This is a genomic window from Sphingomonas sp. ID0503 (assembly GCF_048565625.1).
In the GTDB taxonomy this organism is placed as follows: Bacteria; Pseudomonadota; Alphaproteobacteria; order Sphingomonadales; family Sphingomonadaceae; genus JBLZUR01.
In genome coordinates, this window is sequence record NZ_JBLZUR010000002.1 from 2,680,841 (window position 1) to 2,704,465 (window position 23,625).

26 protein-coding genes, 1 tRNA gene and 2 pseudogenes are annotated in these 23,625 nt (G+C 66.2%); 20 read left to right on the forward strand and 9 right to left on the reverse strand.

Annotated elements, in window-relative coordinates:
- Positions 1–116: 116 nt before the first annotated feature.
- From ACM608_RS14110 to ACM608_RS14120, 3 genes and pseudogenes are all read left to right on the forward strand, one after another.
- Positions 117–1,754 carry a M28 family metallopeptidase gene (locus ACM608_RS14110; RefSeq protein WP_419684006.1) on the forward strand — a complete coding sequence of 546 codons (1,638 nt, stop codon included), beginning with the start codon at positions 117–119 and terminating at the stop codon, positions 1,752–1,754.
- 166 nt (positions 1,755–1,920) lie between these two features.
- Positions 1,921–4,500, forward strand: a complete 2,580-nt coding sequence (clpB, locus tag ACM608_RS14115; RefSeq protein ID WP_419684007.1) for an ATP-dependent chaperone ClpB — start codon at positions 1,921–1,923, stop codon at positions 4,498–4,500.
- A 679-nt stretch (positions 4,501–5,179) separates the two neighbouring features.
- Positions 5,180–5,287 (forward strand): annotated as a pseudogene (locus ACM608_RS14120) (PEPxxWA-CTERM sorting domain-containing protein); the annotation flags it as partial.
- 1,426 nt (positions 5,288–6,713) lie between these two features.
- Here the strand turns inward: ACM608_RS14120 and thiS are convergent.
- The gene (thiS, locus tag ACM608_RS14125) at positions 6,714–7,718 is read right to left on the reverse strand and encodes a sulfur carrier protein ThiS (protein WP_419684008.1); all 1,005 of its coding nucleotides are present in this window, start codon (positions 7,716–7,718) and stop codon (positions 6,714–6,716) included.
- A 71-nt stretch (positions 7,719–7,789) separates the two neighbouring features.
- On the opposite strand from thiS, the gene aroQ reads away from it, so the two are divergent.
- The 7 genes from aroQ to aat all read left to right on the forward strand — a co-directional run bounded on the left by aroQ (position 7,790) and on the right by aat (position 12,484).
- Positions 7,790–8,230, forward strand: coding sequence for a type II 3-dehydroquinate dehydratase (gene aroQ / locus ACM608_RS14130; protein WP_419684009.1), 441 nt, complete (start codon positions 7,790–7,792; stop codon positions 8,228–8,230).
- Positions 8,231–8,285: 55 nt separating this feature from the next.
- On the forward strand, positions 8,286–8,759 hold the full coding sequence (gene accB / locus ACM608_RS14135) for an acetyl-CoA carboxylase biotin carboxyl carrier protein (protein WP_419684010.1): 474 nt from the start codon (positions 8,286–8,288) through the stop codon (positions 8,757–8,759).
- A 3-nt stretch (positions 8,760–8,762) separates the two neighbouring features.
- Positions 8,763–10,115, forward strand: coding sequence for an acetyl-CoA carboxylase biotin carboxylase subunit (gene accC / locus ACM608_RS14140; RefSeq protein ID WP_419684011.1), 1,353 nt, complete (start codon positions 8,763–8,765; stop codon positions 10,113–10,115).
- A gap of 29 nt (positions 10,116–10,144) precedes the next feature.
- Positions 10,145–10,483 (forward strand): arsenate reductase (glutaredoxin), encoded by a 339-nt coding sequence (gene arsC / locus ACM608_RS14145; protein ID WP_419684012.1) that lies wholly within the window; start codon positions 10,145–10,147, stop codon positions 10,481–10,483.
- A gap of 10 nt (positions 10,484–10,493) precedes the next feature.
- Positions 10,494–11,222, forward strand: a complete 729-nt coding sequence (locus ACM608_RS14150) for a ParA family protein (protein WP_419684013.1) — start codon at positions 10,494–10,496, stop codon at positions 11,220–11,222.
- Between the two features lie 168 nt (positions 11,223–11,390).
- Positions 11,391–11,639: a GIY-YIG nuclease family protein gene (locus ACM608_RS14155; RefSeq protein WP_419684014.1), complete on the forward strand. Its 249-nt coding sequence runs from the start codon at positions 11,391–11,393 to the stop codon at positions 11,637–11,639.
- Between the two features lie 122 nt (positions 11,640–11,761).
- Positions 11,762–12,484 carry a leucyl/phenylalanyl-tRNA--protein transferase gene (aat, locus tag ACM608_RS14160; RefSeq protein ID WP_419685222.1) on the forward strand — a complete coding sequence of 241 codons (723 nt, stop codon included), beginning with the start codon at positions 11,762–11,764 and terminating at the stop codon, positions 12,482–12,484.
- A gap of 35 nt (positions 12,485–12,519) precedes the next feature.
- Here aat and ACM608_RS14165 read toward each other — a convergent pair.
- The 6 genes and pseudogenes from ACM608_RS14165 to ACM608_RS14190 form a co-directional block, all read right to left on the reverse strand.
- Positions 12,520–12,753, reverse strand: a pseudogene (locus ACM608_RS14165) (DUF2155 domain-containing protein); the annotation flags it as partial.
- Between the two features lie 167 nt (positions 12,754–12,920).
- Positions 12,921–13,418, reverse strand: coding sequence for an outer membrane lipid asymmetry maintenance protein MlaD (gene mlaD / locus ACM608_RS14170; RefSeq protein WP_419684015.1), 498 nt, complete (start codon positions 13,416–13,418; stop codon positions 12,921–12,923).
- Positions 13,419–13,420: 2 nt separating this feature from the next.
- The gene (locus tag ACM608_RS14175) at positions 13,421–13,813 is read right to left on the reverse strand and encodes an NADH:ubiquinone oxidoreductase subunit NDUFA12 (protein ID WP_419684017.1); all 393 of its coding nucleotides are present in this window, start codon (positions 13,811–13,813) and stop codon (positions 13,421–13,423) included.
- A gap of 41 nt (positions 13,814–13,854) precedes the next feature.
- A complete protein-coding gene (locus tag ACM608_RS14180; protein WP_419684018.1) occupies positions 13,855–14,325 on the reverse strand; it encodes a DUF192 domain-containing protein in 471 nt (156 codons plus the stop codon).
- A gap of 52 nt (positions 14,326–14,377) precedes the next feature.
- Positions 14,378–14,983, reverse strand: coding sequence for a cold-shock protein (locus ACM608_RS14185; RefSeq protein WP_419684020.1), 606 nt, complete (start codon positions 14,981–14,983; stop codon positions 14,378–14,380).
- Positions 14,984–15,035: 52 nt separating this feature from the next.
- Positions 15,036–15,599: a RecX family transcriptional regulator gene (locus tag ACM608_RS14190; RefSeq protein WP_419684022.1), complete on the reverse strand. Its 564-nt coding sequence runs from the start codon at positions 15,597–15,599 to the stop codon at positions 15,036–15,038.
- Between the two features lie 174 nt (positions 15,600–15,773).
- Between ACM608_RS14190 and ACM608_RS14195 the strand changes: the two genes are divergently transcribed.
- The 10 genes from ACM608_RS14195 to rplL all read left to right on the forward strand — a co-directional run bounded on the left by ACM608_RS14195 (position 15,774) and on the right by rplL (position 22,110).
- On the forward strand, positions 15,774–17,522 hold the full coding sequence (locus ACM608_RS14195; protein ID WP_419684023.1) for a fatty acyl-AMP ligase: 1,749 nt from the start codon (positions 15,774–15,776) through the stop codon (positions 17,520–17,522).
- Between the two features lie 96 nt (positions 17,523–17,618).
- The gene (locus ACM608_RS14200; protein ID WP_419684025.1) at positions 17,619–17,975 is read left to right on the forward strand and encodes a DUF559 domain-containing protein; all 357 of its coding nucleotides are present in this window, start codon (positions 17,619–17,621) and stop codon (positions 17,973–17,975) included.
- On the forward strand, positions 17,972–18,418 hold the full coding sequence (locus ACM608_RS14205) for a hypothetical protein (protein WP_419684027.1): 447 nt from the start codon (positions 17,972–17,974) through the stop codon (positions 18,416–18,418). The genes ACM608_RS14200 and ACM608_RS14205 overlap by 4 nt, the downstream gene beginning before the upstream one ends.
- Positions 18,419–18,547: 129 nt before the next feature.
- Positions 18,548–18,623, forward strand: a tRNA-Trp gene (locus ACM608_RS14210).
- A 117-nt stretch (positions 18,624–18,740) separates the two neighbouring features.
- Positions 18,741–18,941, forward strand: a complete 201-nt coding sequence (gene secE / locus ACM608_RS14215; RefSeq protein ID WP_419684028.1) for a preprotein translocase subunit SecE — start codon at positions 18,741–18,743, stop codon at positions 18,939–18,941.
- Positions 18,942–18,963: 22 nt separating this feature from the next.
- A complete protein-coding gene (gene nusG / locus ACM608_RS14220) occupies positions 18,964–19,503 on the forward strand; it encodes a transcription termination/antitermination protein NusG (RefSeq protein ID WP_419684029.1) in 540 nt (179 codons plus the stop codon).
- 208 nt (positions 19,504–19,711) lie between these two features.
- Positions 19,712–20,143, forward strand: a complete 432-nt coding sequence (gene rplK / locus ACM608_RS14225) for a 50S ribosomal protein L11 (RefSeq protein ID WP_419684030.1) — start codon at positions 19,712–19,714, stop codon at positions 20,141–20,143.
- A gap of 3 nt (positions 20,144–20,146) precedes the next feature.
- Positions 20,147–20,854, forward strand: a complete 708-nt coding sequence (gene rplA, locus ACM608_RS14230) for a 50S ribosomal protein L1 (protein WP_419684031.1) — start codon at positions 20,147–20,149, stop codon at positions 20,852–20,854.
- A 299-nt stretch (positions 20,855–21,153) separates the two neighbouring features.
- Positions 21,154–21,669 carry a 50S ribosomal protein L10 gene (gene rplJ / locus ACM608_RS14235; RefSeq protein WP_419684033.1) on the forward strand — a complete coding sequence of 172 codons (516 nt, stop codon included), beginning with the start codon at positions 21,154–21,156 and terminating at the stop codon, positions 21,667–21,669.
- Positions 21,670–21,729: 60 nt separating this feature from the next.
- Positions 21,730–22,110, forward strand: coding sequence for a 50S ribosomal protein L7/L12 (rplL, locus tag ACM608_RS14240; protein WP_419684035.1), 381 nt, complete (start codon positions 21,730–21,732; stop codon positions 22,108–22,110).
- Positions 22,111–22,173: 63 nt separating this feature from the next.
- Here the strand turns inward: rplL and ACM608_RS14245 are convergent, their stop codons facing one another.
- Both ACM608_RS14245 and ACM608_RS14250 read right to left on the reverse strand, forming a co-directional pair.
- Complete coding sequence (locus tag ACM608_RS14245) at positions 22,174–22,830, reverse strand: glutathione S-transferase family protein (protein ID WP_419684036.1); 657 nt, start codon at positions 22,828–22,830, stop codon at positions 22,174–22,176.
- A 13-nt stretch (positions 22,831–22,843) separates the two neighbouring features.
- Complete coding sequence (locus tag ACM608_RS14250) at positions 22,844–23,527, reverse strand: PEPxxWA-CTERM sorting domain-containing protein (protein ID WP_419684038.1); 684 nt, start codon at positions 23,525–23,527, stop codon at positions 22,844–22,846.
- Between the last annotated feature and the right edge of the window lie 98 nt (positions 23,528–23,625).

The following is a 23,625-nucleotide window of genomic DNA, read 5'->3' on the forward strand; positions in this document are numbered from 1 at the left end:
GAACGCGCCGCCGGACAGCGGCCAAGGATGGCGGTGGTTGTAACCGGCTGGATTAGGGTTGCAACACGGTTACGCGCCGGGGCACGAGAGTGGCAACGACACATCAGGGAACCTCCATGCGCCTCCTTACCCTCCTCGCTCTCACAACTGCTCTCGCCGCACCGCTCGCCGCCGAGACGCCCGTGTTCAGCGCCGACGCCTTCCGCAGCCACGTCGCCTTCCTCTCCGACGACCTCCTCGAAGGCCGCGACACCGGATCGAAGGGCTACGACATCGCCGCCCGCTACGTCGCGACGCAGTTCGAGGGGCTGGGCCTCAAGCCCGGCGGCGAGAATGGCGGCTGGTATCAGCAGGTGACCTTCCGCAAGGCTGTGGTCGCGGAGGGCAGCACGCCCAAGGTGACGATCACCGGCCCGGCGGGCGAAAAGAGCTGGGACAGCGGCACCGAGGTTGTCGTCTCTTCCAGCCTGAAGGAGGAGGCGCAGGACGTCTCCGCCCCGGTGGTCTTCGTCGGCTACGGCATCGTCGCCCCCCGCTTCGGCATCGACGACTACAAGGGCCTCGACGTTAAGGGCAAGATCGTCGCCTATCTGTCCGGCGAACCCCGCGACCTGCCGAGCGAGATCGCCGCGCATTACGGTGACGAGAAGGCCGCAACCGCCAGCGCACATGGCGCGATCGGCACCATCTCGCTCCCGACCGAGGAGAGTGCCAAGACCTTCCCGTGGAAGACGCAGCTCCGCTACGCCAAGTCGCCGAAGTTCATGTGGCTCGACAAGGCCGGCAAGGTCCATGACGAGGCCCCGAATGTCCGTGTCGGCACGACCTTGAACGAGACTAGCGCCGCCGTCCTCTTCGCCGACGCGCCAAAGACCTACGCCGCGATCCGCAAGGCGGCGAGCGCGAAGGGCGCCAAGCCGAAGGGCTTTCCGCTCAAGACCAGCATCCGCATTGAGCGCCGGAGCAGCTTCTCCCAGCTGACCAGCCCGGAAGTCATCGGCATCCTCCCCGGCACCGACCCGACTCTGAAGGCCGAATACGTCGTCCTGATGGGTCATCTCGACCATCTCGGCCTCAAGGCGGACGCGAAGGCCGGCGAGGACAAGGTCTATAACGGCGCGCTCGACAATGCGGCGGGCGTCGCCACCATGCTGGAGGCGGCGAAGGCGTTCGTCGCGTCAGGCAAGCCGCCGCGCCGCTCGGTGATGTTCATCGCCAACACTGCCGAGGAGCGCGGCCTGCTCGGCGCGCAGTATTTCGCCAACAACCCGACCGTGCCGATCGGACAGATCGTCGGGCTGGTCGACCTCGACATGCCGCTGATCCTCTACCCCTTCACCGACGTGGTGGCCTTCGGCGCCGATCACTCGACCGTCGCCAGGGCGGTGCAGCAGGCTGGCGCTGAGATGGGGGTCAAGGTCTCCCCCGACTTCATGCCGGAGGAAGGCATCTTCACCCGCTCCGACCATTACGAGTTCGTCAAGCAGGGCGTCCCCGCCATCCTGCTCGCCACCGGCCCTGCGAATGGCGGCGACAAGGTCTGGCCCGGCTTTCTCGGCGGCAACTATCACGGGCTGAAGGATGACATGAGCCAGCCGATCCTTTGGGATCAGGGTGCCTGCTATGCGAAGCTCAACTACCTGATCAGCCGCGATCTGGCCGACGCCGAGGAGCGACCGCTGTGGTATCAGGGCGACTTCTTCGGCGACCTGTATGCGCCGGGCAAGCCGAGAGCGGCGGCGGGGAAGCAGTAAGCCTGTTGGCTCTCCCATCGCTCCAAGGCCGTTCGCCCTGAGCCTGTCGAAGGGCCAGCGGTGGCGCTTCGACAGGCTCAGCGCGAACGGCGGGGGAGGTGCAGCACCCCCTTGCGTGACATAATTGTCACACCATATCGCGGTGGACCGAACAGGGGAGCAGACCTTGAACCTCGAGAAATTCACCGACCGCGCCAAGGGCTTCCTCCAGGCGGCGCAGACCGTCGCGATCCGCAACAGCCACCAGCAGATCGCGCCCGAGCATCTTCTGAAGGCGCTGCTGGAAGACGATCAGGGCATGGCGTCCGGCCTGATCGCCAAGGCGGGCGGCAATGCGAAGCGGGCGGCGAGCGAGACCGACCTGGCGCTCTCCAAGATCCCCTCGGTCAGCGGATCCGGCGCGCAGAACACGCCGGGGCTGACCAACGATTCCGTTCGCGTGCTCGACCAGGCGGAGCAGATCGCCGACAAGGCGGGGGACAGCTTCGTCACGGTGGAGCGGCTGCTGGTCGCGCTCGCTCTCTCGCTCAACACGGCGGCGGGCAAGGCGCTCCAGGCGGCGGGCGTCAGGCCTGAGGCGCTGAACGCCGCGATCAACGAATTGCGTGGCGGGCGCACCGCCGATACCGCGTCGGCGGAGGACAGGTATGACGCGCTGAAGAAGTTCGCCCGCGATCTCACCGCCGTAGCGCGGGAGGGGAAGCTTGATCCCGTGATCGGCCGGGACGAGGAGATCCGCCGCACCATCCAGATCCTCGCCCGGCGCACAAAGAACAACCCGGTGCTGATCGGCGAACCCGGCGTCGGCAAGACCGCGATTGCCGAGGGCCTCGCGCTGCGTATCGCCAATGGCGACGTGCCGGATGGCCTCAAGGACCGCCGCCTGATGGCGCTCGACATGGGCAGCCTCATCGCCGGCGCGAAATATCGCGGTGAGTTCGAGGAGCGGCTGAAGGGCGTCCTGGACGAAGTGAAGTCCGCCGAGGGCGACATCATCCTGTTCATCGACGAGATGCACACGCTGATCGGCGCGGGCAAGTCCGAGGGCGCGATGGATGCGGGCAACCTCTTGAAGCCCGCCCTCGCTCGCGGCGAACTGCACTGCATCGGCGCCACCACGCTCGACGAGTACCGCAAATATGTCGAGAAGGACCCCGCGCTGCAGCGGCGCTTCCAACCCGTCTTCGTCGGCGAGCCGACGGTCGAGGACACGATCTCGATCCTACGCGGCTTGAAGGAGAAGTACGAGCTTCACCACGGCGTCCGCATCACCGATGGCGCGATCGTCTCGGCGGCGACGCTCAGCAACCGCTACATCACCGATCGCTTCCTCCCCGACAAGGCTATCGACCTGATGGACGAGGCGGCGTCGCGGCTCCGCATGGAGGTGGAGTCGAAGCCCGAGGAGATCGAGAACCTCGACCGCCGCATCATCCAGCTGAAGATCGAGCGGGAGGCGCTGAAGAAGGAGACCGACACAGCCTCCAAGGACCGGCTTGCCAATTTGGAGCACGACCTGTCCCAGCTTGAGGAGCAGTCGGCGGCGCTCACCACCCGCTGGCAGGCGGAGAAGGACAAGATCAACGCCGAGGCGAAGCTGAAGGAGCAGCTTGACGCCGCGCGCATCCAGCTGGAGCAGGCGCAGCGGGCGGGCGACCTCGCCAAGATGTCCGAGCTGTCCTACGGCGCAATTCCCGCGCTGGAGAAGCAGCTGGCCGAGGCGCAGGCCGCATCCGAGGGCGCGATGCTGCGTGAGGAGGTGACGGCGGAGGACATCGCCTCGGTCGTCAGCCGCTGGACCGGCGTCCCCGTCGACAAGATGCTGGAGGGCGAGCGCGAGAAGCTGCTGGCGATGGAGGAGATCGTCGGCAAGCGGGTGATCGGCCAGTCGGACGCGGTGAAGGCCGTCGCCGCCGCCGTCCGCCGCTCGCGCGCCGGGCTGCAGGACCCGAACCGGCCGCTCGGCTCGTTCCTGTTCCTGGGGCCGACCGGTGTCGGCAAGACCGAGCTGACCCGCGCGCTTGCCGGCTTCCTGTTCGACGACGACGCGGCGATGGTCCGCATCGACATGAGCGAGTTCATGGAGAAGCACGCCGTCGCCCGCCTGATCGGCGCACCGCCGGGCTATGTCGGATACGAGGAAGGCGGCGTCCTGACCGAGGCGGTCCGCCGCCGCCCCTATCAGGTGATCCTGTTCGACGAGGTCGAAAAGGCGCATCCGGACGTGTTCAACGTGCTGCTGCAGGTGCTGGACGATGGGCGGCTGACCGATGGTCAGGGGCGCACGGTGGACTTCACCAACACGCTGATCATCCTGACCTCCAACCTCGGCAGCCAGTACCTCGCCAATCTCGGCGAGGACGATCCGGTCGAGAAGGCCGAGCCACAGGTGATGGAGGTGGTCCGCAGCCACTTCCGGCCGGAGTTCCTCAACCGGCTGGACGAGATCATCCTGTTCCACCGTCTCGGCCAGGCTCACATGGGCCCGATCGTCGACATTCAGGTCGGGCGGGTTCAGCGCCTGCTGAAGGACCGCAAGATCGCCCTGTCGCTGACCGACTCAGCGCGTGCGTGGCTGGGTCGGGTCGGCTACGATCCGGTCTACGGCGCGCGGCCGTTGAAGCGGGCGGTACAGAAGTACCTGCAGGATCCGCTGGCGGATGCGATCCTTTCCGGGACGGTGCGCGACGGCCAGGTGGTCACCGTGGACGAAGGCGAGGGACACCTGACCCTGAGTCCGCGCTGATCTCGTGGATGTAAATTCCCACGATTTTCGTTGTTAATGGCGCTCCGCTTTTCTTTGGACGGAGGCGGGCGCGCCTACATTCCGCTGCGCTGATGCTTCGCCGACAGCATTCATCATCGCCAATTCGATCCACCTTGGGCGTTATACGGATGAATGTTGCGTCAACGAATTGACTACTCCTCGTTTTTAGGAGACCTTAAGAAGAGATTAACGAATCGGGGAGCGCACCATGAGCATGATGAATCGCATACTTACGACCGCTAGCCTGTTGGCCATCGCGACCGTCGCGGTACCCGCTCATGCGGTGGTTCTGATCGAAGGCACCGGCCTCTGGTCGGCAGGAACGCCGACGACCGCGTACAGCGCGGTAAACAAGTCGTTCCAGTTCTCGTTCAAGGTCCCGAACCCCCTGGACGCGAACCCCACGGCGTCGATCAGCGACTTCCGCTTCTATCTCGACTCGGTGCTGGTCGCATCGGTGCCGACGAGCGTCGAGTTCTACACCTTGGCGGAGCGCGGACAGTTCAACCTGTTCTTCCCCGACACGACCGTCAGCATCTTCGGCAGCGACATCGGTTCGAGCGGCATGTTCACGACGCCCGGTTCATATGCGATCACCGCCGGTATCGCGAACGCCAACCCTGCGACGGGTGTTGGCTTTGTCACGGTGACCGACATCACGGCGGCGGTGCCGGAACCGGCGAGCTGGGCCATGATGATCGCCGGCTTCGGCCTGGTCGGTGGCACGATGCGTCGCCGCGTTTCGCGCGTCAGCTACGCCGTCTGACGTAAGTCTCGGTTTAAGAGAAGGCCTCGGTTCCTCTGGGAGCCGGGGCCTTTTCTTTGCTGTCCTTCTGCTGCTTGTTCTGCCGGCCTCGCGGGTTGTCGGAGCCAGGGCATGGCTTGTGAACCGGCGCGTGAGCGGCTGTTTCTAAATGCGGCCCGCTGGCGGCTCGACGGTCCGCCTGTATCCGTCCGCGCATTTCTTCCGCAGGGTTGGCACGCCGCTGCACCTCCACGTCCGCTATTATCGCCGGCGGCCATGAGGATCGTACTGCGGCTCGCGGTCGCCGGCGGTCGGGTCGTGCGTCCCGCGCCGGCAAAACGCGCTCCGCGACGCTCCGGCGATATCCTGCTGACGGTGCCCCTAGCTGCATCCCCCTGGTCGAGGCAGGCGGTGACATGCTTTTTCTTCTGCCGTCACCCCGGACCTGATCGGGGATCCCGCCGCCTAGGCGCGGTGAAGAAGCAGCCCCCCCCGGCTCAAGGCAAATCTGACCGTCAGTTCGTCCTGAGTAGAGGCTGAGCCTGTCGAAGCCTCATATGGAAGCATCCGCACAGGCGCTTCGATACGCCTCTTCGACAATCCTAGTGGCTACTCAGGGCAAGCGGGTGCCCGGTGCCTCCTGCATGCCGAGCGTAGCCGAGGCACGGATCACAAGCGGCTCGCCTCTTACTACCAATCGACTTCGCTCGAACAGAACGCTGGGTGCGGTCGGCTGGTCCAAGGCTAGGACGAGACGGCTTTCGACCGCCCGAGCGACAAGCACTACCAACTACCGTTTGCGCGGAGCCTGTCGAAGCGCCGGCGCTGGCCCTTCGACAGGCTTAATGCGAACGGCGTGGATTGTGCGACGCCCTTCTCCCCGCGGGCGTGACTCAATCCTCCGTTCGTGCCGAGCGTGGGCGAGGCGCGGGTGACGAGCGATACGCCTGCTGCCCGTCCTTCGGCGTAGCCTGTCCTCGGGTTCGGCGAAGCCGAAGCCCGAGGGTTCAGGACGAGCGGGCGGGGGCGGAAGGTCAGGCTAAGGTTTGACCGAAACGGCTCTCAGCGCGCGGAAAGTCTCAAAAGTCGCCCTTCAACGGGCAGGCGCGCGCTCGCACATGCGCGCGCACGCGAGAGGGCATGATAAACAATCGAAAGAGCCAGCAGCGGCTAAGCACTTATTTTCCTACATTGGAAGGATTTCTTCGAGTTGCTACCGCTGACGTCACGGACCATCATCCGCCGATTCCGCTTCTAATCGTACTTATATTGATCAGTATCAGCGGTATAATCGCCGCATACACTGTGCCTGATCGTTTTGGCTTAGCAGGGGCGCTGGCTTGGTTGCTACTATTCTGCGCAATGGTCGCAATTGGCCTTGTTCAGCTGGCTAGAAGACGCGATTAAAACTCGGAAGCGCGTGAGCGGAAGAGGCTGGGCCGCTCTTTTAGATCAACCCCGCCAGCGGACTCGACGGGTCCGCATACATCCGCCGCCCCATCCGCCCGGCACGATAGGCCAGCCGTCCCGCTTCCACGCCCGCCTTCATCGCGGCGGCCATGAGGATCGGGTCCTTGGCTTCGGCGATGGCGGTGTTCATCAGCACGCCGTCGCAGCCGAGTTCCATTGCCGCCGCCGCCTCGCTCGCCGTGCCGACGCCGGCGTCGACCAGGACGGGGACCTTGGCGCCCTCCACGATCAGGCGGATGGTCACCTTGTTCTGGATGCCGAGGCCGGAGCCGATCGGGGCGCCCAAGGGCATCACCGCCACGGCGCCGGCATCCTCCAGCTGCTTCGCGGCGATCGGATCGTCGACGCAATAGACCATCGGCTTGAAGCCTTCGTTGGCTAGAACCTCGGTCGCGCGGATCGTTTCGACCATGTTGGGATAGAGGGTCCGTGCCTCCCCCAGCACCTCCAGCTTGACGAGGTCCCAGCCGCCCGCCTCGCGCGCCAGCCGAAGCGTGCGGATCGCGTCCTCGGCGGTGAAGCAGCCGGCGGTATTGGGGAGGTAGGTGATCTTCTTGGGATCGATATAGTCGGTCAGCATCGGCGCCTTTGGGTCGGCGATGTTGACGCGGCGGACGGCGACGGTGACGATCTCGGCTCCGCTCGCCTCGACGGCGGCGGCGTTCTGGGCGAAGTCCTTGTACTTGCCGGTGCCGACGATCAGGCGCGATCGGAAGGTGCGGCCGGCGACCGTCCAGGTGTCGGCGTTCACCGGGGCTGCGTGGTCGCCGCCGCCGACGAAGTGGACAATCTCCAGATCGTCGCCATCCTCGACCAGCACCTGCCCGAGCGTGGAGCGGGGCACGACCACCATATTGCGCTCGACCGCGACCTTTTCGGGCACCAGGCCGAGCTCGCTCGCCAGCTGGGCGATGGTGATGCCGGCGGCGATCCGCTTGTGCTCTCCGTTCACCGAGATCGAGATGGTGCCGTCTGCGTGCATCGAACAGGAAACCTTTGGGGATCAGATGCACCTGTTTATAGGAAGCGCGACCGCCAACCGAAAGGCTCCGCATGGCCGACAAGCCCGTCGTCTACGTCCTGAACGGCCCCAATCTGAACATGCTGGGGCTGCGCGAGCCCGAGATCTATGGGTCCGACACGCTGGACGACATCGCCGGGCGTCTGGAGGATCAGGCGCGCGAACTCGGCCTTGAGATCGACATGCGGCAGTCGAACCATGAGGGGCATCTGGTCGACTGGATCCAGGAGGCGAATGCGAGGCAAGCGAAGGCCGTGCTGCTGAACGCGGGCGCCTATACCCATACCTCCGTCGCGGTCCACGACGCGATCAAGGGCGTGAGCGTGCCCGTCATCGAGGTCCACCTGTCCAACCCGCATCGGCGCGAGGCCTTTCGCCACATCAGCCTGGTGGGGCAGGCGGCCAAGGGCACGATCGCGGGCTTCGGCGCGCTCTCCTACACGCTCGCGCTGGACGCGGCGGCCAAGCTCTGACATTGGGGCGCGCTTCACCGACAGGTCTAAAAACAATCCAGGGAAACAGGTCCACATGACCGAAGACCGGAACGCGGGCATGCAGGTCGACGCCGATCTCGTCCGCCAGCTCGCCGAACTGCTCAACGACACCAGCCTCACCGAGATCGAGGTGCAGGACGGCGACCGCAAGATCCGCGTCGCGCGCATGATGAGCCAGGCCGCTGCGCCCGTCGCCACCTATGCCGCGCCGATGGCCCCGGCCGCAACCGCAGCGCCAGCCGCGACCCCGCCCGCCGTCTCCACCGCCGACCACCCCGGCACGGTGAAGTCGCCGATGGTCGGCACCGCCTATCTCGCGTCCAGCCCGGAAGCGGCGAACTTCGTCAGCGTCGGCAAGGCCGTCGCGGCGGGCGACACGCTGCTGATCGTGGAAGCCATGAAGGTGATGAACCCGATCACCGCCGCCAAGGCCGGGACGGTGAAGGCCGTGCTGGTCGAGAACGGCCAGCCCGTCGAGTTCGACCAGCCGCTCGTCGTCATCGAATAAGCAATGGCGATCAGCAAAATCCTCATCGCCAATCGCGGCGAGATCGCGCTTCGCATCCACCGCGCCGCGCATGAGATGGGGATCAAGACCGTCGCGGTGCATTCGACGGCGGATGCGGACGCGATGCACGTCCGGCTGGCGGATCAGGCGATCTGCATCGGCCCGCCGCCCGCCGCCGAAAGCTACCTGAACATCCCGAACATCATCGCCGCGGCGGAGATCAGCGGGGCGGACGCGATCCACCCGGGCTACGGCTTCCTCAGCGAGAACGCGAAGTTCGCGGAGATCGTGGAGGCGCACAACATCATCTGGATCGGCCCGAAGCCCGAGCATATCCGGACGATGGGCGACAAGATCGCCGCCAAGGCGTCGGCCGCCCAGCTCGGCCTGCCGCTGGTGCCCGGCTCCGACGGGCCGATCAGCGACATCGCCGAGGCGAAGAAGGTCGCGGAGGCGATCGGCTATCCGGTGATCATCAAGGCGGCGTCCGGCGGCGGCGGGCGCGGCATGAAGGTCTGCACCGCGCCCCACCAACTCGAAACCCTGATGCAGCAGGCGGGCAGCGAGGCGAAGGCGGCGTTCGGCGACGCCACCGTCTACATGGAAAAGTATCTGGCCGACCCGCGCCATATCGAATTCCAGGTGTTCGGCGACGGCCGTGGCAACGCCATCCATGTTGGTGAGCGCGACTGTTCGCTCCAGCGGCGGCACCAGAAGGTGCTGGAGGAAGCCCCCTCCCCCGTCATCACGCCGGCCCAGCGTGCGGAGATGGGTGGCATCGTGTCCAAGGCGATGGCCGAGATGGGCTATCGCGGCGCGGGCACGATCGAGTTCCTCTACGAAGACGGCGAATTCTACTTCATCGAGATGAACACCCGCCTGCAGGTGGAGCATCCAGTGACCGAGGCGATCACCGGCCTCGACCTCGTCCGCGAACAGATCCGCGTGGCGGAAGGCCTGCCGCTCTCGGTCACCCAGGAGGACCTGGAGTTCCGCGGCCATGCCATCGAATGTCGCATCAATGCCGAGGACCCGCAGACCTTCGCGCCCAGCCCCGGCCTGATCAAGGCTTTCCACGCGCCGGGCGGCATGCACGTCCGCGTCGATAGCGGCATCTACGCCGGATACCGCATCCCGCCCTATTACGATTCGATGATCGCCAAGCTGATCGTCTACGGCCGCGACCGCGAAGGCTGCCTCCGCCGCCTCCGCCGCGCGCTGGAGGAGTTCGTGGTGGACGGGGTGAAGACGACGATCCCGCTGCACCAGAAGCTGCTGGACGACCCCGAGTTCCAGGCCGGCGAATACACGATCAAGTGGCTGGAGCAGTGGCTGGCGCGAGAAGTGGCGGACTGAACCCTGCCGTTGGACGTGAGGGGAAGAGGATGAAAGCGACGATCTACCACAACCCGCGCTGCTCCAAGTCGCGCGAGGCGCTGGCCATCCTTAACGAGACGCCGGGCGTCGAGGTCGAGGTGGTCGAGTATCTGAAGACGCCGCCGACCGCCGCGAAGCTGCGCGAGTTGTATGCCAAGGCGGGGATCAGCCCCATCGAGGGGCTGCGCAAGGGAGAGGATGCGGCCAAGCCGTTTGTCGGCGCGGTGGATGATGCGATCCTCGACGCGATGGCGGCGAACCCGATCTTGATCGAGCGGCCGCTTGTCGAGACCGAAAAGGGTGTGCGCGTTGGGCGTCCGCCGGATAGGGTGCGCGAAATCCTCTAGAGGAGCGCTGGTGGCGACAATCGCGGTCTACAGTTCGAAGGGCGGAGTTGGGAAGACCAGCATCGCGGTCAACCTCGCCTGGGCCTCCGCCAGCCTGTCATCCCGCCGCACCCTGCTCTGGGACCTCGATCCGCAGGGGGCATCCACCTACCTTCTCGGTCTCGATCCGGCGGAGAGTGCGGCGAGCGAGGGCATCTTCGCGCGCGACGTCGATCCGTTCGAGGCGGTGCGGCCGACCGACATCGCCAATCTCGACATCCTGCCCGCCGATGAAGGCCTCGGCCATCTCGACAGCTTCTTCGCCGCGCTTGGCAAGAAGCGGCGGATGGCGCGGGTGATGGAAACGCTGGCCGGCAGCTACGACCGCATCATCCTCGACTGCCCGCCCGGCCTGACCGCGATCAGCGAGCAGGTGGCGCGGGCCGCCGACCTGATCGTCGCCCCGGTGATCCCCTCCCCCCTCGCCCGCCGCGCGCTGAACGACGTGATCGCGCGCTTTGCCCGGACGAAGGTGCGCCATGCCCCGATCCTGCCGGTGTTCAACATGGTCGACCGCCGGCGCGGGCTGCATCAGGCGGCGCTCTCCGAGCATCCGCAATGGCCGGTGATCCCGATGGCGAGCGCGATCGAGGCGATGTCCGCGAAGCGCCAGCCGATCGGGTGCTATGCGGCGGCATCACCGGCTGCCGAGGTGTTCGCGCGGTTGTGGCGGGGGATCGAGCGGCGGCTGGCGGGGTGATGGCTGCGTTGCGGTCAGTACTGGCGCTTCGACAGGCTCAGCGCGAACGAGTGGGGCGTATGTGGGGGGACTTGGTGAGAAGCGGACGGTGAGCGGCGGGGTGACAGACTTGCTCATCGCAAACACCACCTCCGTTCGCGCTGAGCCTGCCGAAGCGCCAGCGCTACGGTGAAACCGTTCTTCGCCTATATGCTGCGATGCTCGGACAGGAGCTACTATGTCGGCCATACCGATGACCTGGAGAGCCGGATTGCCGCTCACCAGCACGGAGCGGTTCCTGGCTACACCTCCACTCGGCGACCCGTCTTCTTGGTATGGCAGCAAGCATTCGGCACGCGGAGCGAGGCTTTGGAGACCGAGCGGCAGGTGAAGGGTTGGGGCCGCGCCAAGAAGGAGGCGCTGATTGCAGGTGATTAGAGCGTTATCAGCTTACTCGCACGCAGTCGGGATCAGCGTGGTGCTGGCGCTTCGACAGGCTCAGCGCGAACGGGGTTGGTGAATGGTGAGGTTCGATGACCCGCTCGCGTGATGCCCAACCGATGACCGTCATCGATCCCTCTCTCCTCCTCCGCGCCTATTCGGTCGGCGTATTCCCGATGGCGGATAGCCGGGATGCGCCCGACATCTACTGGGTCGAGCCGAAGCTGCGCGGCGTGTTGCCGCTTCACGGCTTTCACCTCTCCCGCTCGCTGGCGAAGGTGATCCGGTCGGATCGGTTCACGGTTACCGCCGATCGCGACTTCGCCGGCGTGGTGCGGGCCTGCGCGGAACGGCGGGAGGATCGGCCGGAAACGTGGATCAGCCATCCGATCGAGGACGCCTATCTGCAGCTTCATGCGCAGGGCCATGCACATAGCGTGGAGGTGTGGCAGGAGGGGGCGCTGGTCGGTGGGCTGTATGGCGTGACGCTCGGCGCGGCGTTCTTCGGCGAAAGCATGTTCAGCCGGGTAACCGACGCGTCGAAGGTGGCGCTCGCCTGGCTGGTCGCGCGGCTGATCGTCGGGGGTTATCGCCTGCTCGATTGCCAGTTCATCACCGATCACCTCGCCTCGCTGGGTGCGATCGAGATCGACCGGGCGACCTATGTCGGGTTGCTCGACTCGGCGTTGGCGGCGGGCGGTGTCGTGCCGGGCGTTTCGGATGGCGCCTCGGCCTCCGGTGTCGACTTCTTCGCCCTGGATGGTGCGCCCGACGAGACCGGCACCGTATCCGGCCCCATATCGGGGTGCCGCATCGTGCAGCTCTTGGGCCAGACGTCGTAGAGCGGGCTCAGCACCACGTTCAGCGACGGGCTCTCCTTGTAGAGCCAGCCGGAGAAGGCGCGCCGCCATTGTTCGTCCCGACCGCGCAGGTCCAGCTGGACGAAGGCTCCCGTCAGCTGCTCCGGCTCCCAATCCGCCGTCGTCTCGCAGGCGCGGAGGCGGACGATGGCGTCGCCGATCCGCACCGCCTGACCGGGGCGGAGGGTGAGGTCGCGCGACAGGCCGTTGCGCTTGTTGAGGAAGCCGAGCGTCGCGACGCGCTCGGCCATCGGCGTTTCCTTCTCGATCGGCTTGGGTGCGGCGGGCTTGGGCGCGGCCGGAGCCTCGGCAACCTCTTCTTCCGCGCCGTTCCCGGCTTCGCTCTGCAGGGCCTCCGCACCCTGCCAGGCCAACACTCCCGTCGCCGCAACGATGGTGGCGACGGCCACGCGGCGCTTCACGGCTGCGGCGCTTCCCCGGTCGCGTCGGCCTTCGGCGCGTCGCCGGTCTTGTTCACGAACTGGCCGATCAGCCCCATCATGTCGACCGACCCTTGCGTGTCGAGGATGGTGTCGCCGTCCTTGAGCGGGGTCTCCTCGCCGCCTGGCACCAACGCGATGTAGGTGCCGCCCATGATCCCTTCGGAGGTGATCGCGGCACTGCTGTCGGCCGGCACCTTCACGTCCTTGTCGATAGCGAGCGTCAACTCGGCCTGGAAGGACTTGGGGTCGAGCCTCTGCGCGGTGACGGTCCCGACGTTCATGCCGGCGATGCGCACGTCGGTGCCGACGTTGACGCCCCCGGCGCTGGGGAAGAGGGCGTTGACGTGGATCGCGTTGCTCTTGCCGGAGCCGCCCGCGAGGTTCCACGCGAAGACAGCGAACCAGACGCCGACCACCACGACGAGGAGGCCGATCACCGCCTCCGCGGCATTTTCACGAAACAGGCTTCGCATCGTTAGTTGGGGCTCCACGCCTCGTAATCGCCGGTCGCGGCGGCGCGCTTGCCGCCCATCTCCAGCGCACCGGACGGACGATAGGCGGCGGCCGTGCCGGTCATGTTCGGGGCCGGCGGCTGCTGCCATTCGCGCGGCGGCGGCAGGGCCTGATCCGGCGCCTCGTCGATCTGGTGGTGCATCCAGCTGAACCATTCGGGCGGGATGCGACTGGCGTCATTGGCGCCGCTGTAGATCACCCAACGCCGTGCCGGTCCCTTGCGGCCGGCCTTGGTCTGGAAATAGACGTTGCCGAGCGCGTCGGTGCCGACCTGCTCCCCATTGCGGCGGCTGAACAGGCGGGTGCCGATCGTGGCGCCATTCCACCAGGTGAAGATGCTGCTGAGCACGGACATGGCCTAGCGCTTAGCCGCGAATCGCGGAAACAAGCAACGGCTCATGCACCCGGTCCCGTAACGCGATCGCCCGGGGCGATGCCGAGCCGCGCCGCCTCTCCGCCGGCAATCTCCAGCACGGCGGCGACCGGTTCGGCGCATTCGATCAGGTCCAGCGACTGGGGCGTCGCATCGGGCGAGATCTGCGCGATGGTTCCGTCCGCGCGGATGAAGATGAGGTCGAGCGGGATCAGCGTGTTCTTCATCCAGAAGCTCGCCGGGCGGGGCGGGCTGAAGGGGAAGAGCATGCCGTGGCCCGGACGAAGGCTTGTCCGGTACATCAGGCCGCGCGCCTGTTCCTGCGGGGTTACCGCCAGTTCGACGTTGAACGCCCGGCTCTGCGTCGCGGTGGCGATGGTGATACGCGCGGAGCGGAGCGCAGCGGACGGCGGATCGGAAGACGGCTGGGCCTGTCCCGCGCTGCAGGCAGCAAGGAGCGCGCCGCCCAGGATTATCAGAAGCCGATGGTTCACGCCCACGCCAACATCCCTTGCGAGGCCCGGTTCCCGGGACACAGGCGAGGACTTACGCCTGATCCAGCACCACCGCCATAGGGCCCTTGCCGCCATCGGCGATGCGCGCCTGCAGCAACTGATTCGGCACAAGTTCGGTCAGGCCGGCGCGGCGCACCGTCTCGATATGGACGAAAATGTCCGCATCATCGTCCTCCCGCATGACGAAGCCGTAGCCCTTCAGCCGGTTGAACCATTTGACGGTTACCGTGACGAAGGGCCCGGCCTGATCCACCAGCGTCTGCGGATCGATGCGGTTCGCGCTGCGCGCCAGGATGAGGTCGGGATCCTCGCCGGTCGCGGTGCTCAGATCGAAGGCGAGGACCTTGCGCGCCTGCAGCCCGCGTTCCCGCCGCGCCGCGAGGCAGGAGACAGTCGCCCCCTCCGGCAGGCTGCGCCGGCCATGTTCGCGCAGAAGCGAGAAGTGGACGAGCACGTCCTCCTCCCCACTGGTCATGAAGCCGAATCCGCGCGTGATGTCGAACCACTTCACGCGGCCCGACATCTCGATCAGGTCCGGATCGCCCCCGCTGTCCAGACCCGCCACCGCCGCCGCCGTCACCGGATCAACCGGTGCGGCAAGACCATCCCCTCGATCATACCCCCACGCCCCTTCCAAAACAGGAATTTAGCACAGCGCACGGGGAGCGAAAGCAGAATCTTATCTTTAATTAACCGTCTTCGACCAAGTATTCAGCGTCGGGCGTGTCCGGTTCTTCGCCGGGGAGCGCCGAAGCCAGAAGTCGCGCGAAGTCACTCCGGTGCCCTGCCCGCAACATCGCCGCGATCCATCGCCGCTGATCGTCGCGATCACCCGCCTCCCGCGCGAATGGCCCGATGCGCCGCCGCCGGGCAAAGGCCAGTGCGGCCGTCCATGCCTCGCGCCCAGCCGTCGCCTTCACGGGCCGGGCGTCCTGCTCCTCGATCCCCGCCGCCCGGAGCGCCAGGCCGACGCGCGACGCACCATAACCCCGCCGCGTCAGCGATGCGCCGCGCGCTGCCGCGAAGGCTGCATCGTCGATGTAGCCGATCTCGGCCAGCCGCTCCGCCAATGCCGCCGGGTCGGGCAAACCCTCCCCCGCCCAGCCGCGTTCGCGCAGCTTGCGGTCGAGATAGGTGCGCAGCTTGGCGCGGGTGGTGCTGTAGCGACCGACATAGTTGATCGCCATCCGCTCCAGCCGCTCGCGATCGAGCGGCGGCGGATCGCCTCGTCCTCCCCGCACTCCAGCACCCATGCGTCACCCCCGTCACGATTGTGCCACAGTCGGGCCGGATTTTGAACGCGCGCCCCACCTAGCAAAAAACCTTGGGTTCGCTCTTTCGCGGAACGCGTGTGACGTTATTGAGACGAACATGGAACCGTGCCGATCGCACCCTTGGGGGCAGCGCACCGACACAGCAGGTAATGGATGACTGAGACCGCGGATATTTCACAGGCGCCAAGGCCGACCGCGACCGAAGACACGCTGACGCGCCGCTTTTCCGACTTCGTGACCTTGAGTGAGGCGCTCGATTATGCGGCGGGCGGCGTGCGCGGATTGAACTTCCACGACGCGCGCGGACAGCTTGCGCGTGCCTATCCGTTCGCCGAGCTGCGGCTGGACGCGGTCGCCGCCGCGCGCCGGTTCATGGCGGCGGGGCTGAAGCCGGGCGATCGCATCGCGCTGGTGGCCGAGACTGCGCCCGAGTTCGCCACCTTGTTCTTCGGCGCGGTCTATGCTGGCGCCTGGCCCGTGCCGCTGCCGCTGCCCACCTCCTTCGGCGCGCGCGACAGCTATATCGACCAGCTGCGCGTCCAGCTGACCAGCAGCGACCCGGCGCTGTTCCTCTATCCGGAGGAGCTGTCCGGCATGGCCGGCATCGCCGCCGAGGGCGCCTCGGTGCGCGGCATGGCGTGGGAGGCCTTCGCCACCCTGCCGGAATCCGGCGATCCGCTGCCCCAGGCGACGCCGGACGAGATCTGCTACCTCCAGTATTCCAGCGGATCGACACGCTTCCCGCACGGCGTCGCCGTCACCCATCGTGCGCTGCTCGACAATCTCGCGGCGCATGCTCACGGCATGGCGCTGGAGCCGAAGGACCGCTGCATCTCCTGGTTGCCCTGGTATCACGACATGGGGCTGGTGGGCTGCTTCCTCTCGCCGGTCGCGAACCAGGTCTCGACCGACTATTTGAAGACCGAGGATTTCGCCCGCCGTCCGCTCGCCTGGCTGGACATGATCAGCCGCAACGAGGGCACCTCAATCAGCTATTCGCCGACCTTCGGCTACGATATCTGCGCCAGGCGGATGTCCAGCCAGACCAAGGCGTCGGACCGTTTCGACCTTTCGCGCTGGCGGCTGGCCGGGAACGGTGCGGACATGATCCGGCCTGACGTGATGCAGGCCTTCGTCGACGCCTTTGCCGAGGCGGGGTTCAAGGCGTCGGCCTTCCTGCCGAGCTACGGCCTTGCCGAGGCGACGCTCGCCGTGTCGATCATGCCGCCGGGCGAGGGCATCGTCGTCGAACTGGTCGAGGAGACGCAGCTTTCCGGCGGCGAGAGCGCGCAGGGTCGCCCGCAGCGTTTCCGCGCGGTGGTCAATTGCGGCAAGCCCGTCCTCGGTATGACCGTCGAGATTCGCGAGGAGGACGGCACGCCGCTTCCCGAGAAGGCGATCGGCAAGGTCTGGTGCAAAGGCACCTCGGTCATGGACAGCTATTTCCGCGATCCGGAGGCGACCGCCGCCTGCCTGGTCGATGGATGGCTCGATACCGGCGACATGGGCTATCTGAGCGACGGCTATGTCTACATCGTCGGCCGCGCCAAGGACATGATCATCGTCAATGGCAAGAACCACTGGCCGCAGGACATCGAATGGGCAGTGGAGCAGCTGCCGGGCTTCAAGGCGGGCGACATCGCCGCCTTCGCGATCACCGCGCCGGGTGGCGAGGAGACGCCGGCCGTCCTCGTCCAGTGCCGCACCTCGGACCCGAACGAGCGCGCCCGCCTGCGCGACGAGATCCGCGAGCGGGTGCGCGCGGTGACCGGAATGCACTGCGTAGTGGAGTTGGTCCCGCCCCGCACCCTGCCCCGCACCAGCTCCGGCAAGCTCAGCCGGGCCAAGGCGCGCAACCTGTACTTGTCGGGAGAGCTGCGGCCCTACGATATTGCGGCGTAGGTTATCCGACTGATCCTCTGGTGAGATCATCCCCCGGAAAGGGAGGAGGACCGCCGCCCGAAGGCGGTGGTGGAGGGGTAGCGCGCCACATACTGCATGGCCCGAGGACGATGCGAAAGCGTGCAGCGATGCTCCGTACAACGGTGCCCTTGCCAGAAGTCCTTCGGTGGCAGGCATTGCGTCGGCGTCGTGGGGGTGCGGTTCCGCCGGCCACATCCAGCAGGACGCTATATCCTGGATTTATACTGCTCTGCGGTTCGCTTTTGCATCGAAGTGAAGGCGCGATGTGGACGCCTGTGTGCTTCACATCGCGCGCGCCGCCCGTGGAGACTACCCCTCCACCGCCTTCAGCGGTCCCCTGCCTTTCCAGGGAGGGATAGAGGCGGCTGCAATCAGCACGCTCATTTTCCCCTGTCCTACACGTCGCCCATTGCGCCACAGACTTGTCGATGACCAATTCGCCCGATCTCGCCCCGCCGCTCGCCTTCACGCCGGTCCCCTCTGCCACCAACCGCCGCGACGGGTGGACGCCGGAACGGCAGCTGGCGTTCATCGGGACCCTGGCGGAATGCGGCGTGGTGAAGGCGGCGGCGAGGGCGGTGGGCATGTCGGCGAAGTCGGCTCATCTGCTACGCCAGCGGGAGGGGGCGGAGGAGTTCGCCGCCGCCTGGGACCATGCGATCGGAGAGGGCCGGTCGCGTGCCTTCGCCCTCGCCATCGCGCGCGGCATCCACGGCACCGTCACGCCCGTCTTCTACAACGGCAAGCAGGTGGGCGAGCGGGTCACCTACGACAATCGCCTGATCCTCGCCGCCCTCCGCATCCATGTCCGCGACCAGCACGGCGCAGGCGCGCGGCCCGCACCGCTGCCGGGACATGCGCCGTGGGACTTCTGAGACTCCGGTTCCCGCATGGACGTATGGGGAACTTGATTACCTTTGCCCCCCGATCGCCATGACACCCGGCGCGGGCACCCCTTGCCTTGCCCCGCCCCCCCGGCTATGTGCGCCGCTCTCCGGACCCGGAGGAGTGTAGCTCAGTTGGTAGAGCATCGGTCTCCAAAACCGAGGGCCGTGGGTTCGAGTCCCTCCACTCCTGCCATCCTGCTGCCAAGGCAGGACGGATTTGGGTTCCGGGAATGACGAGAGGTCGGGGCGCCGCGGCAAGCGGAGGACGCCTTTGGCCTCTTGAAGTGTTTGTGCTGGAAGGCGGTTGAACGTGGCGAAGGTTGCTCCGGGCGAATTCATCCGGCAGGTCAGGGCGGAAACCGCGAAGGTCACCTGGCCGACGCGGCGGGAGACGCTGACCACGGCGATCTTCGTGCTGATCCTGACGACGCTCTTGTCGTTCTTCTTCTTCGGCGTCGACGCCGCGTTCCACCAGATCGTGCAGTTCCTGCTGTCACTGATCGCGAAGTAAGTTTCGGGAGACGAGTTCAGGCATGTCGCGCTGGTACATCATCCACGCCTATTCGGGCTTCGAGAACAAGGTGCGCGAGGCGATCCTCGCCGACGCGACCCGCCTCGGTCTCGATTCGCTCGTCGAAGCGGTCGAGGTTCCGACCGAGAAGGTGACCGAGGTCCGCCGCGGCAAGAAGGTGACTTCCGACCGCAAGTTCTTCCCCGGCTATGTGCTGGCGAAGCTCGACATGAACGATCAGGTCTATCACCTGGTCAAGAACACGCCGAAGGTGACCGGCTTCCTCGGCTCCTCGGGCAAGCCGCAGCCGATCAGCGAGGCGGAGGCCGCCCGGATCCTTAACACCAAGGAAGAGGCGGCAACCGCGGCCCCCAAGACCAAGATCAAGGTCGATTTCGAGATCGGCGATCAGGTCAAGGTGCTCGATGGTCCCTTCGCCAGCTTCAACGGCCTGGTCGAGGAGCTCGATTTCGACCGCAGCCGCGTCAAGGTCTCGGTCTCGATCTTCGGCCGCGCGACTCCGGTCGAGCTGGAGTTCGAGCAGGTCGAACGGGTCAAGTAACCAGGATTTCGTCACCCCAGCCCCTCGACTGCCTGCAAGGCAGGCGCTCGGGATAAACTTCGATCAAAGATCGAAAGCTGGGGTCGCTTGCAGCGGGCGCGCCCTCCTGCTGCACCAGATCCCAGCCTTCGCTGGGATGACGGATATGGGGCGAAGCTGCGGGAGGCCTCCGGCCGTCAGCACCGCTAAACTTGGAAGAGAGTGAAACATGGCAAAGAAGATTACAGGTTACATCAACCTGCATGTGCCGGCGGGCGACGCGAAGCCCGCGCCGCCGATCGGCCCGGCGCTTGGTCAGCGCGGCGTGAACATCATGGAATTCTGCAAGGCGTTCAACGCCTCCACGCAGGATCAGGACAAGGGCACGCCGATCCCGACGACGATCACCGTCTATGCGGACCGGTCGTTCAGCTTCATCACCAAGACGCCGCCGGCGACCTTCCTCATCAAGAAGGCCGCCAACCTGAAGTCGGGCTCCAAGGAGCCGGGCAAGGTGTCGGCGGGCAAGATCGCGCGCTCCAAGCTGACCGAGATCGCCCAGCTGAAGATGAAGGACCTGAACGCCAACGACGTCGATGCGGCCACCCGCATCATCGAAGGCTCCGCCCGCGCGATGGGCCTCGAAGTGGTGGAGGGCTAAGACATGCTGAAGCCGAAGAAGCTCACCAAGAAGGCCCAGGTTCTGGCCGCCGCCGTCGATCGCGAGAAGCTGTACGGCGTGGATGAGGCGATCGCGCTGGCCAAGGCCAATGCAACGTCGAAGTTCGACGAGACGATCGAGCTGGCGCTTAACCTCGGCGTCGATCCGCGCCATGCCGACCAGATGGTCCGTGGCGTCGTGACCCTGCCCAAGGGCACCGGCAAGGACGTCCGCGTCGGCGTCTTCGCGCGTGGTGCCAAGGCGGACGAGGCCCGCGCCGCCGGTGCGGAAGTCGTGGGTGCCGAGGACCTGCTGGAGACCGTCCAGGGCGGCACCATCGAGTTCGACCGCTGCATCGCGACGCCGGACATGATGGGCCTGGTCGGCCGTCTCGGCAAGGTGCTGGGTCCGAAGGGCCTGATGCCGAACCCGAAGCTCGGCACGGTGACCATGAACGTCGGCGAGGCCGTGAAGGCCGCCAAGGGCGGTCAGGTCGAGTTCCGCGTCGAGAAGGCGGGCATCATCCACTCGGGCATCGGCAAGGCGTCGTTCCCGGCGGAGGATCTCCGTGCCAATTTCGACGCGTTCGTCGACGCGATCGTTCGCGCGAAGCCGGCCGGCGCCAAGGGCAAGTACGTTCGCAAGGTCGCCGTCAGCTCGACCATGGGCGCGGGCATCAAGGTCGACACGACCGAAGTCGCTGGCGCGTAAGGCCTGGCTGTAGCCTATTGAATGTCGCGGCCTCTCGGTGTAGGGGCCGCGCCTTCTCCACCTTCGGGTGGGGTTCCGTCCGAGACAGCAGGTGGGGGTGATCTGGCCCTCTTAATGTCCTGCCTAGACGGGGAAGAGATTTGGCCGAGGCGCGTGCGATGCTGCTCCGGTCTGCCTGACGGGTCCGAACACCCGATCATCCAGGCGCTCCCCTCCCCTTCGGACTTTGCCGTTCGAGCATGTCGCTCGCGCGGTTCGATACGTCCGGTGCCCGTCATCGGACGAAGTGGAGTGAGGCAATGGATCGTTCTCAGAAGTCCGAGGTCGTATCCGAGCTGAATCGCACCTTCACCGAGACCAGCGTGGTGATCGTCACCCGCAATCTCGGCCTGACCGTGAAGCAAAGCACGGATCTCAGGAACAAGATGCGTGATGCCGGCGCGACCTACAAGGTATCGAAGAACAAGCTTGCCCGCATCGCGCTCGAAGGCACGTCCTACGGCTCGATCAGCGATCTGCTGACCGGTCCGACGGCGCTCAGCACGTCCGCCGACCCGGTCGCCCCTGCAAAGGTGATCGTGGATTTCGCGAAGGCCAACGACAAGTTGGAAATCGTCGGCGGCGCGATGGGCGATACGCTTCTCGACGTGAACGGAGTGAAGGCGCTTTCCGAGCTGCCCTCGCTCGACGAGCTGCGCGCCAAGATCGTCGGCCTGGTTCAGGCCCCGGCGACCAAGGTTGTCCAGATCGTCCAGGCCCCGGCCGGGCAGCTCGCCCGCGTCTTCGGCGCCTATGCGGCCAAGGAAGACGCATAAGCGTCGGTTCCCGATACCAACATCAACTGATCGGGGCGGACGCCCCACACGGAGACTATCATGGCAGACCTGCAGAAGCTTGTTGACGACCTTTCCGCGCTGACCGTCCTTGAGGCGGCCGAGCTTTCGAAGCTTCTCGAAGAGAAGTGGGGCGTTTCCGCCGCTGCCGCCGTGGCCGTTGCGGCCCCGGCTGGCGGCGCCGGCGGTGGCGCGCCCGCCGCTGAAGAGAAGACCGAGTTCGACGTGATCCTCACCGGCGACGGTGGCAAGAAGATCAACGTCATCAAGGAAGTCCGCGCCATCACCGGCCTGGGCCTGACCGAGGCGAAGACCCTGGTCGAGTCCGCGCCGAAGGCCGTCAAGGAAGGCGTGTCGAAGGACGAGGCCGAGAAGCTCAAGAAGCAGCTCGAGGAAGCCGGCGCGACCGTCGAGCTCAAGTAAGCTTCTTCGCTTCGGCGACAGAACGGGGGCGGTCCGGCGACGGGCCGCCCTTTTTCGTCTGGGCTAATCGGCCCAGTCGGGCACGCCGAGCGGGAAGAAGTGGCGGTACGGCCGCGCCTCATCGACCGTCCGGATGATCGAGGGGCGGGCGCGGAGGCGGCGGTAATAGTCGTTGAGCGCCGGGTGCGTGCGGTGGAACGGCTCCACCCAGTCGGCGTAGAACAGCGCGGGGGCAGCAGCGATGTCGGCCAGCGAGAAGCCGACGACGCAGGCCCATTCGCGACTGGCCAGCCGCTTTTCCAGGATGTCGTAGCTGGTGCGAAGGGTGGCGCGGGCGGCGGCGACGCGGGGCGGGCTCTTCGGCTCGGTAAAGCTGTCGGCGACGATCTCCTGCATCGGCACGGCGACATAGGCGTCGAAGAAGCGATCCCAGAAGCGGACGTCGAGCGCCGCCGCCGGATCGGCGGGGATCAGGCGGGGTTCGGGGCGCTTAAGATCGAGATACTCGACGATGATGGTCGATTCGGGAATCACCTCCCCCGCATCGACCAGCACCGGGAACTTGCCGTGCGGCCACAGGGCGCGGAACGCCTCCGCAGAGGCTGAATCGCCGAGGTCCACCAGCACGCGGTCGAACGCGACGTCCTTCTCATACAACGCGATCAGCGCCTTCCAGCAGAAGGCGGCGAACGGATGATAGTGGAGGACCGGCGCGCTCATCAGGCGAGCGGCGTCAGACCGCCGACGGGGCGAAGGCCTTGCGACGGCGGAGCGAGAGGCCGGTGAGGCCGAAGCCGCCGAGCAGCATCGCCCAGCTGGCAGGCTCGGGAACGGCCGCGACGCCGGGACCGGCCACGGTATATTCGATGCTGCCGACGAAAGCGCGCGGGTTGCTGGTGCCGCCCTGGAAGCGACCGGCGCTGCCCATGCCGCGATAGAGCGTCAGGTCCGTGTTGCTGGCCGCGGTCTGGCCGATCGCCGACGGATCGTTGCCCTGCCCGAAATAGCTCAGGATCGAGCCGGTCTGATCGAACCGGGCGGAGAAGATGTAGAAGCCATAGGTGCCGTTCGCATCGACCGTGACGTCGTCGAAGTCGAAGTTCACCGGCGTCGTCGCCGAATTGGACGTGACCGTCACGCGGCCGAGCGAAGTCCATCCATCGCTCGACGTGTTGTGCCCGACAAAGGAGCCGGCGCGATAGTAGATGTCGTACATGCCGCCCGGCATGACATAGGTGTTGAGCGACGTGAGTGTAACGTCCTTCGCGCCGACGCCGATGTCGAAGAACAGGCCGAGCGAGCTGTTGTTGGCCGCGCCGTCGGCGGAAGTAATCACCGCCGCTTTGGCCGGAACGACGGAGAGAGTCGCCGTGGCGACTGAGGTCAGCAGCATCTTTCGGAACACAAGCACCCCCATCAAGCTTCGTTACGCTGCCGCACTAACACCCGCCGGGATCCGGATCATGGTTAAGTTAAGCTATTGTAAACCATCTCTGTCCCGTGTTGACACGCGCC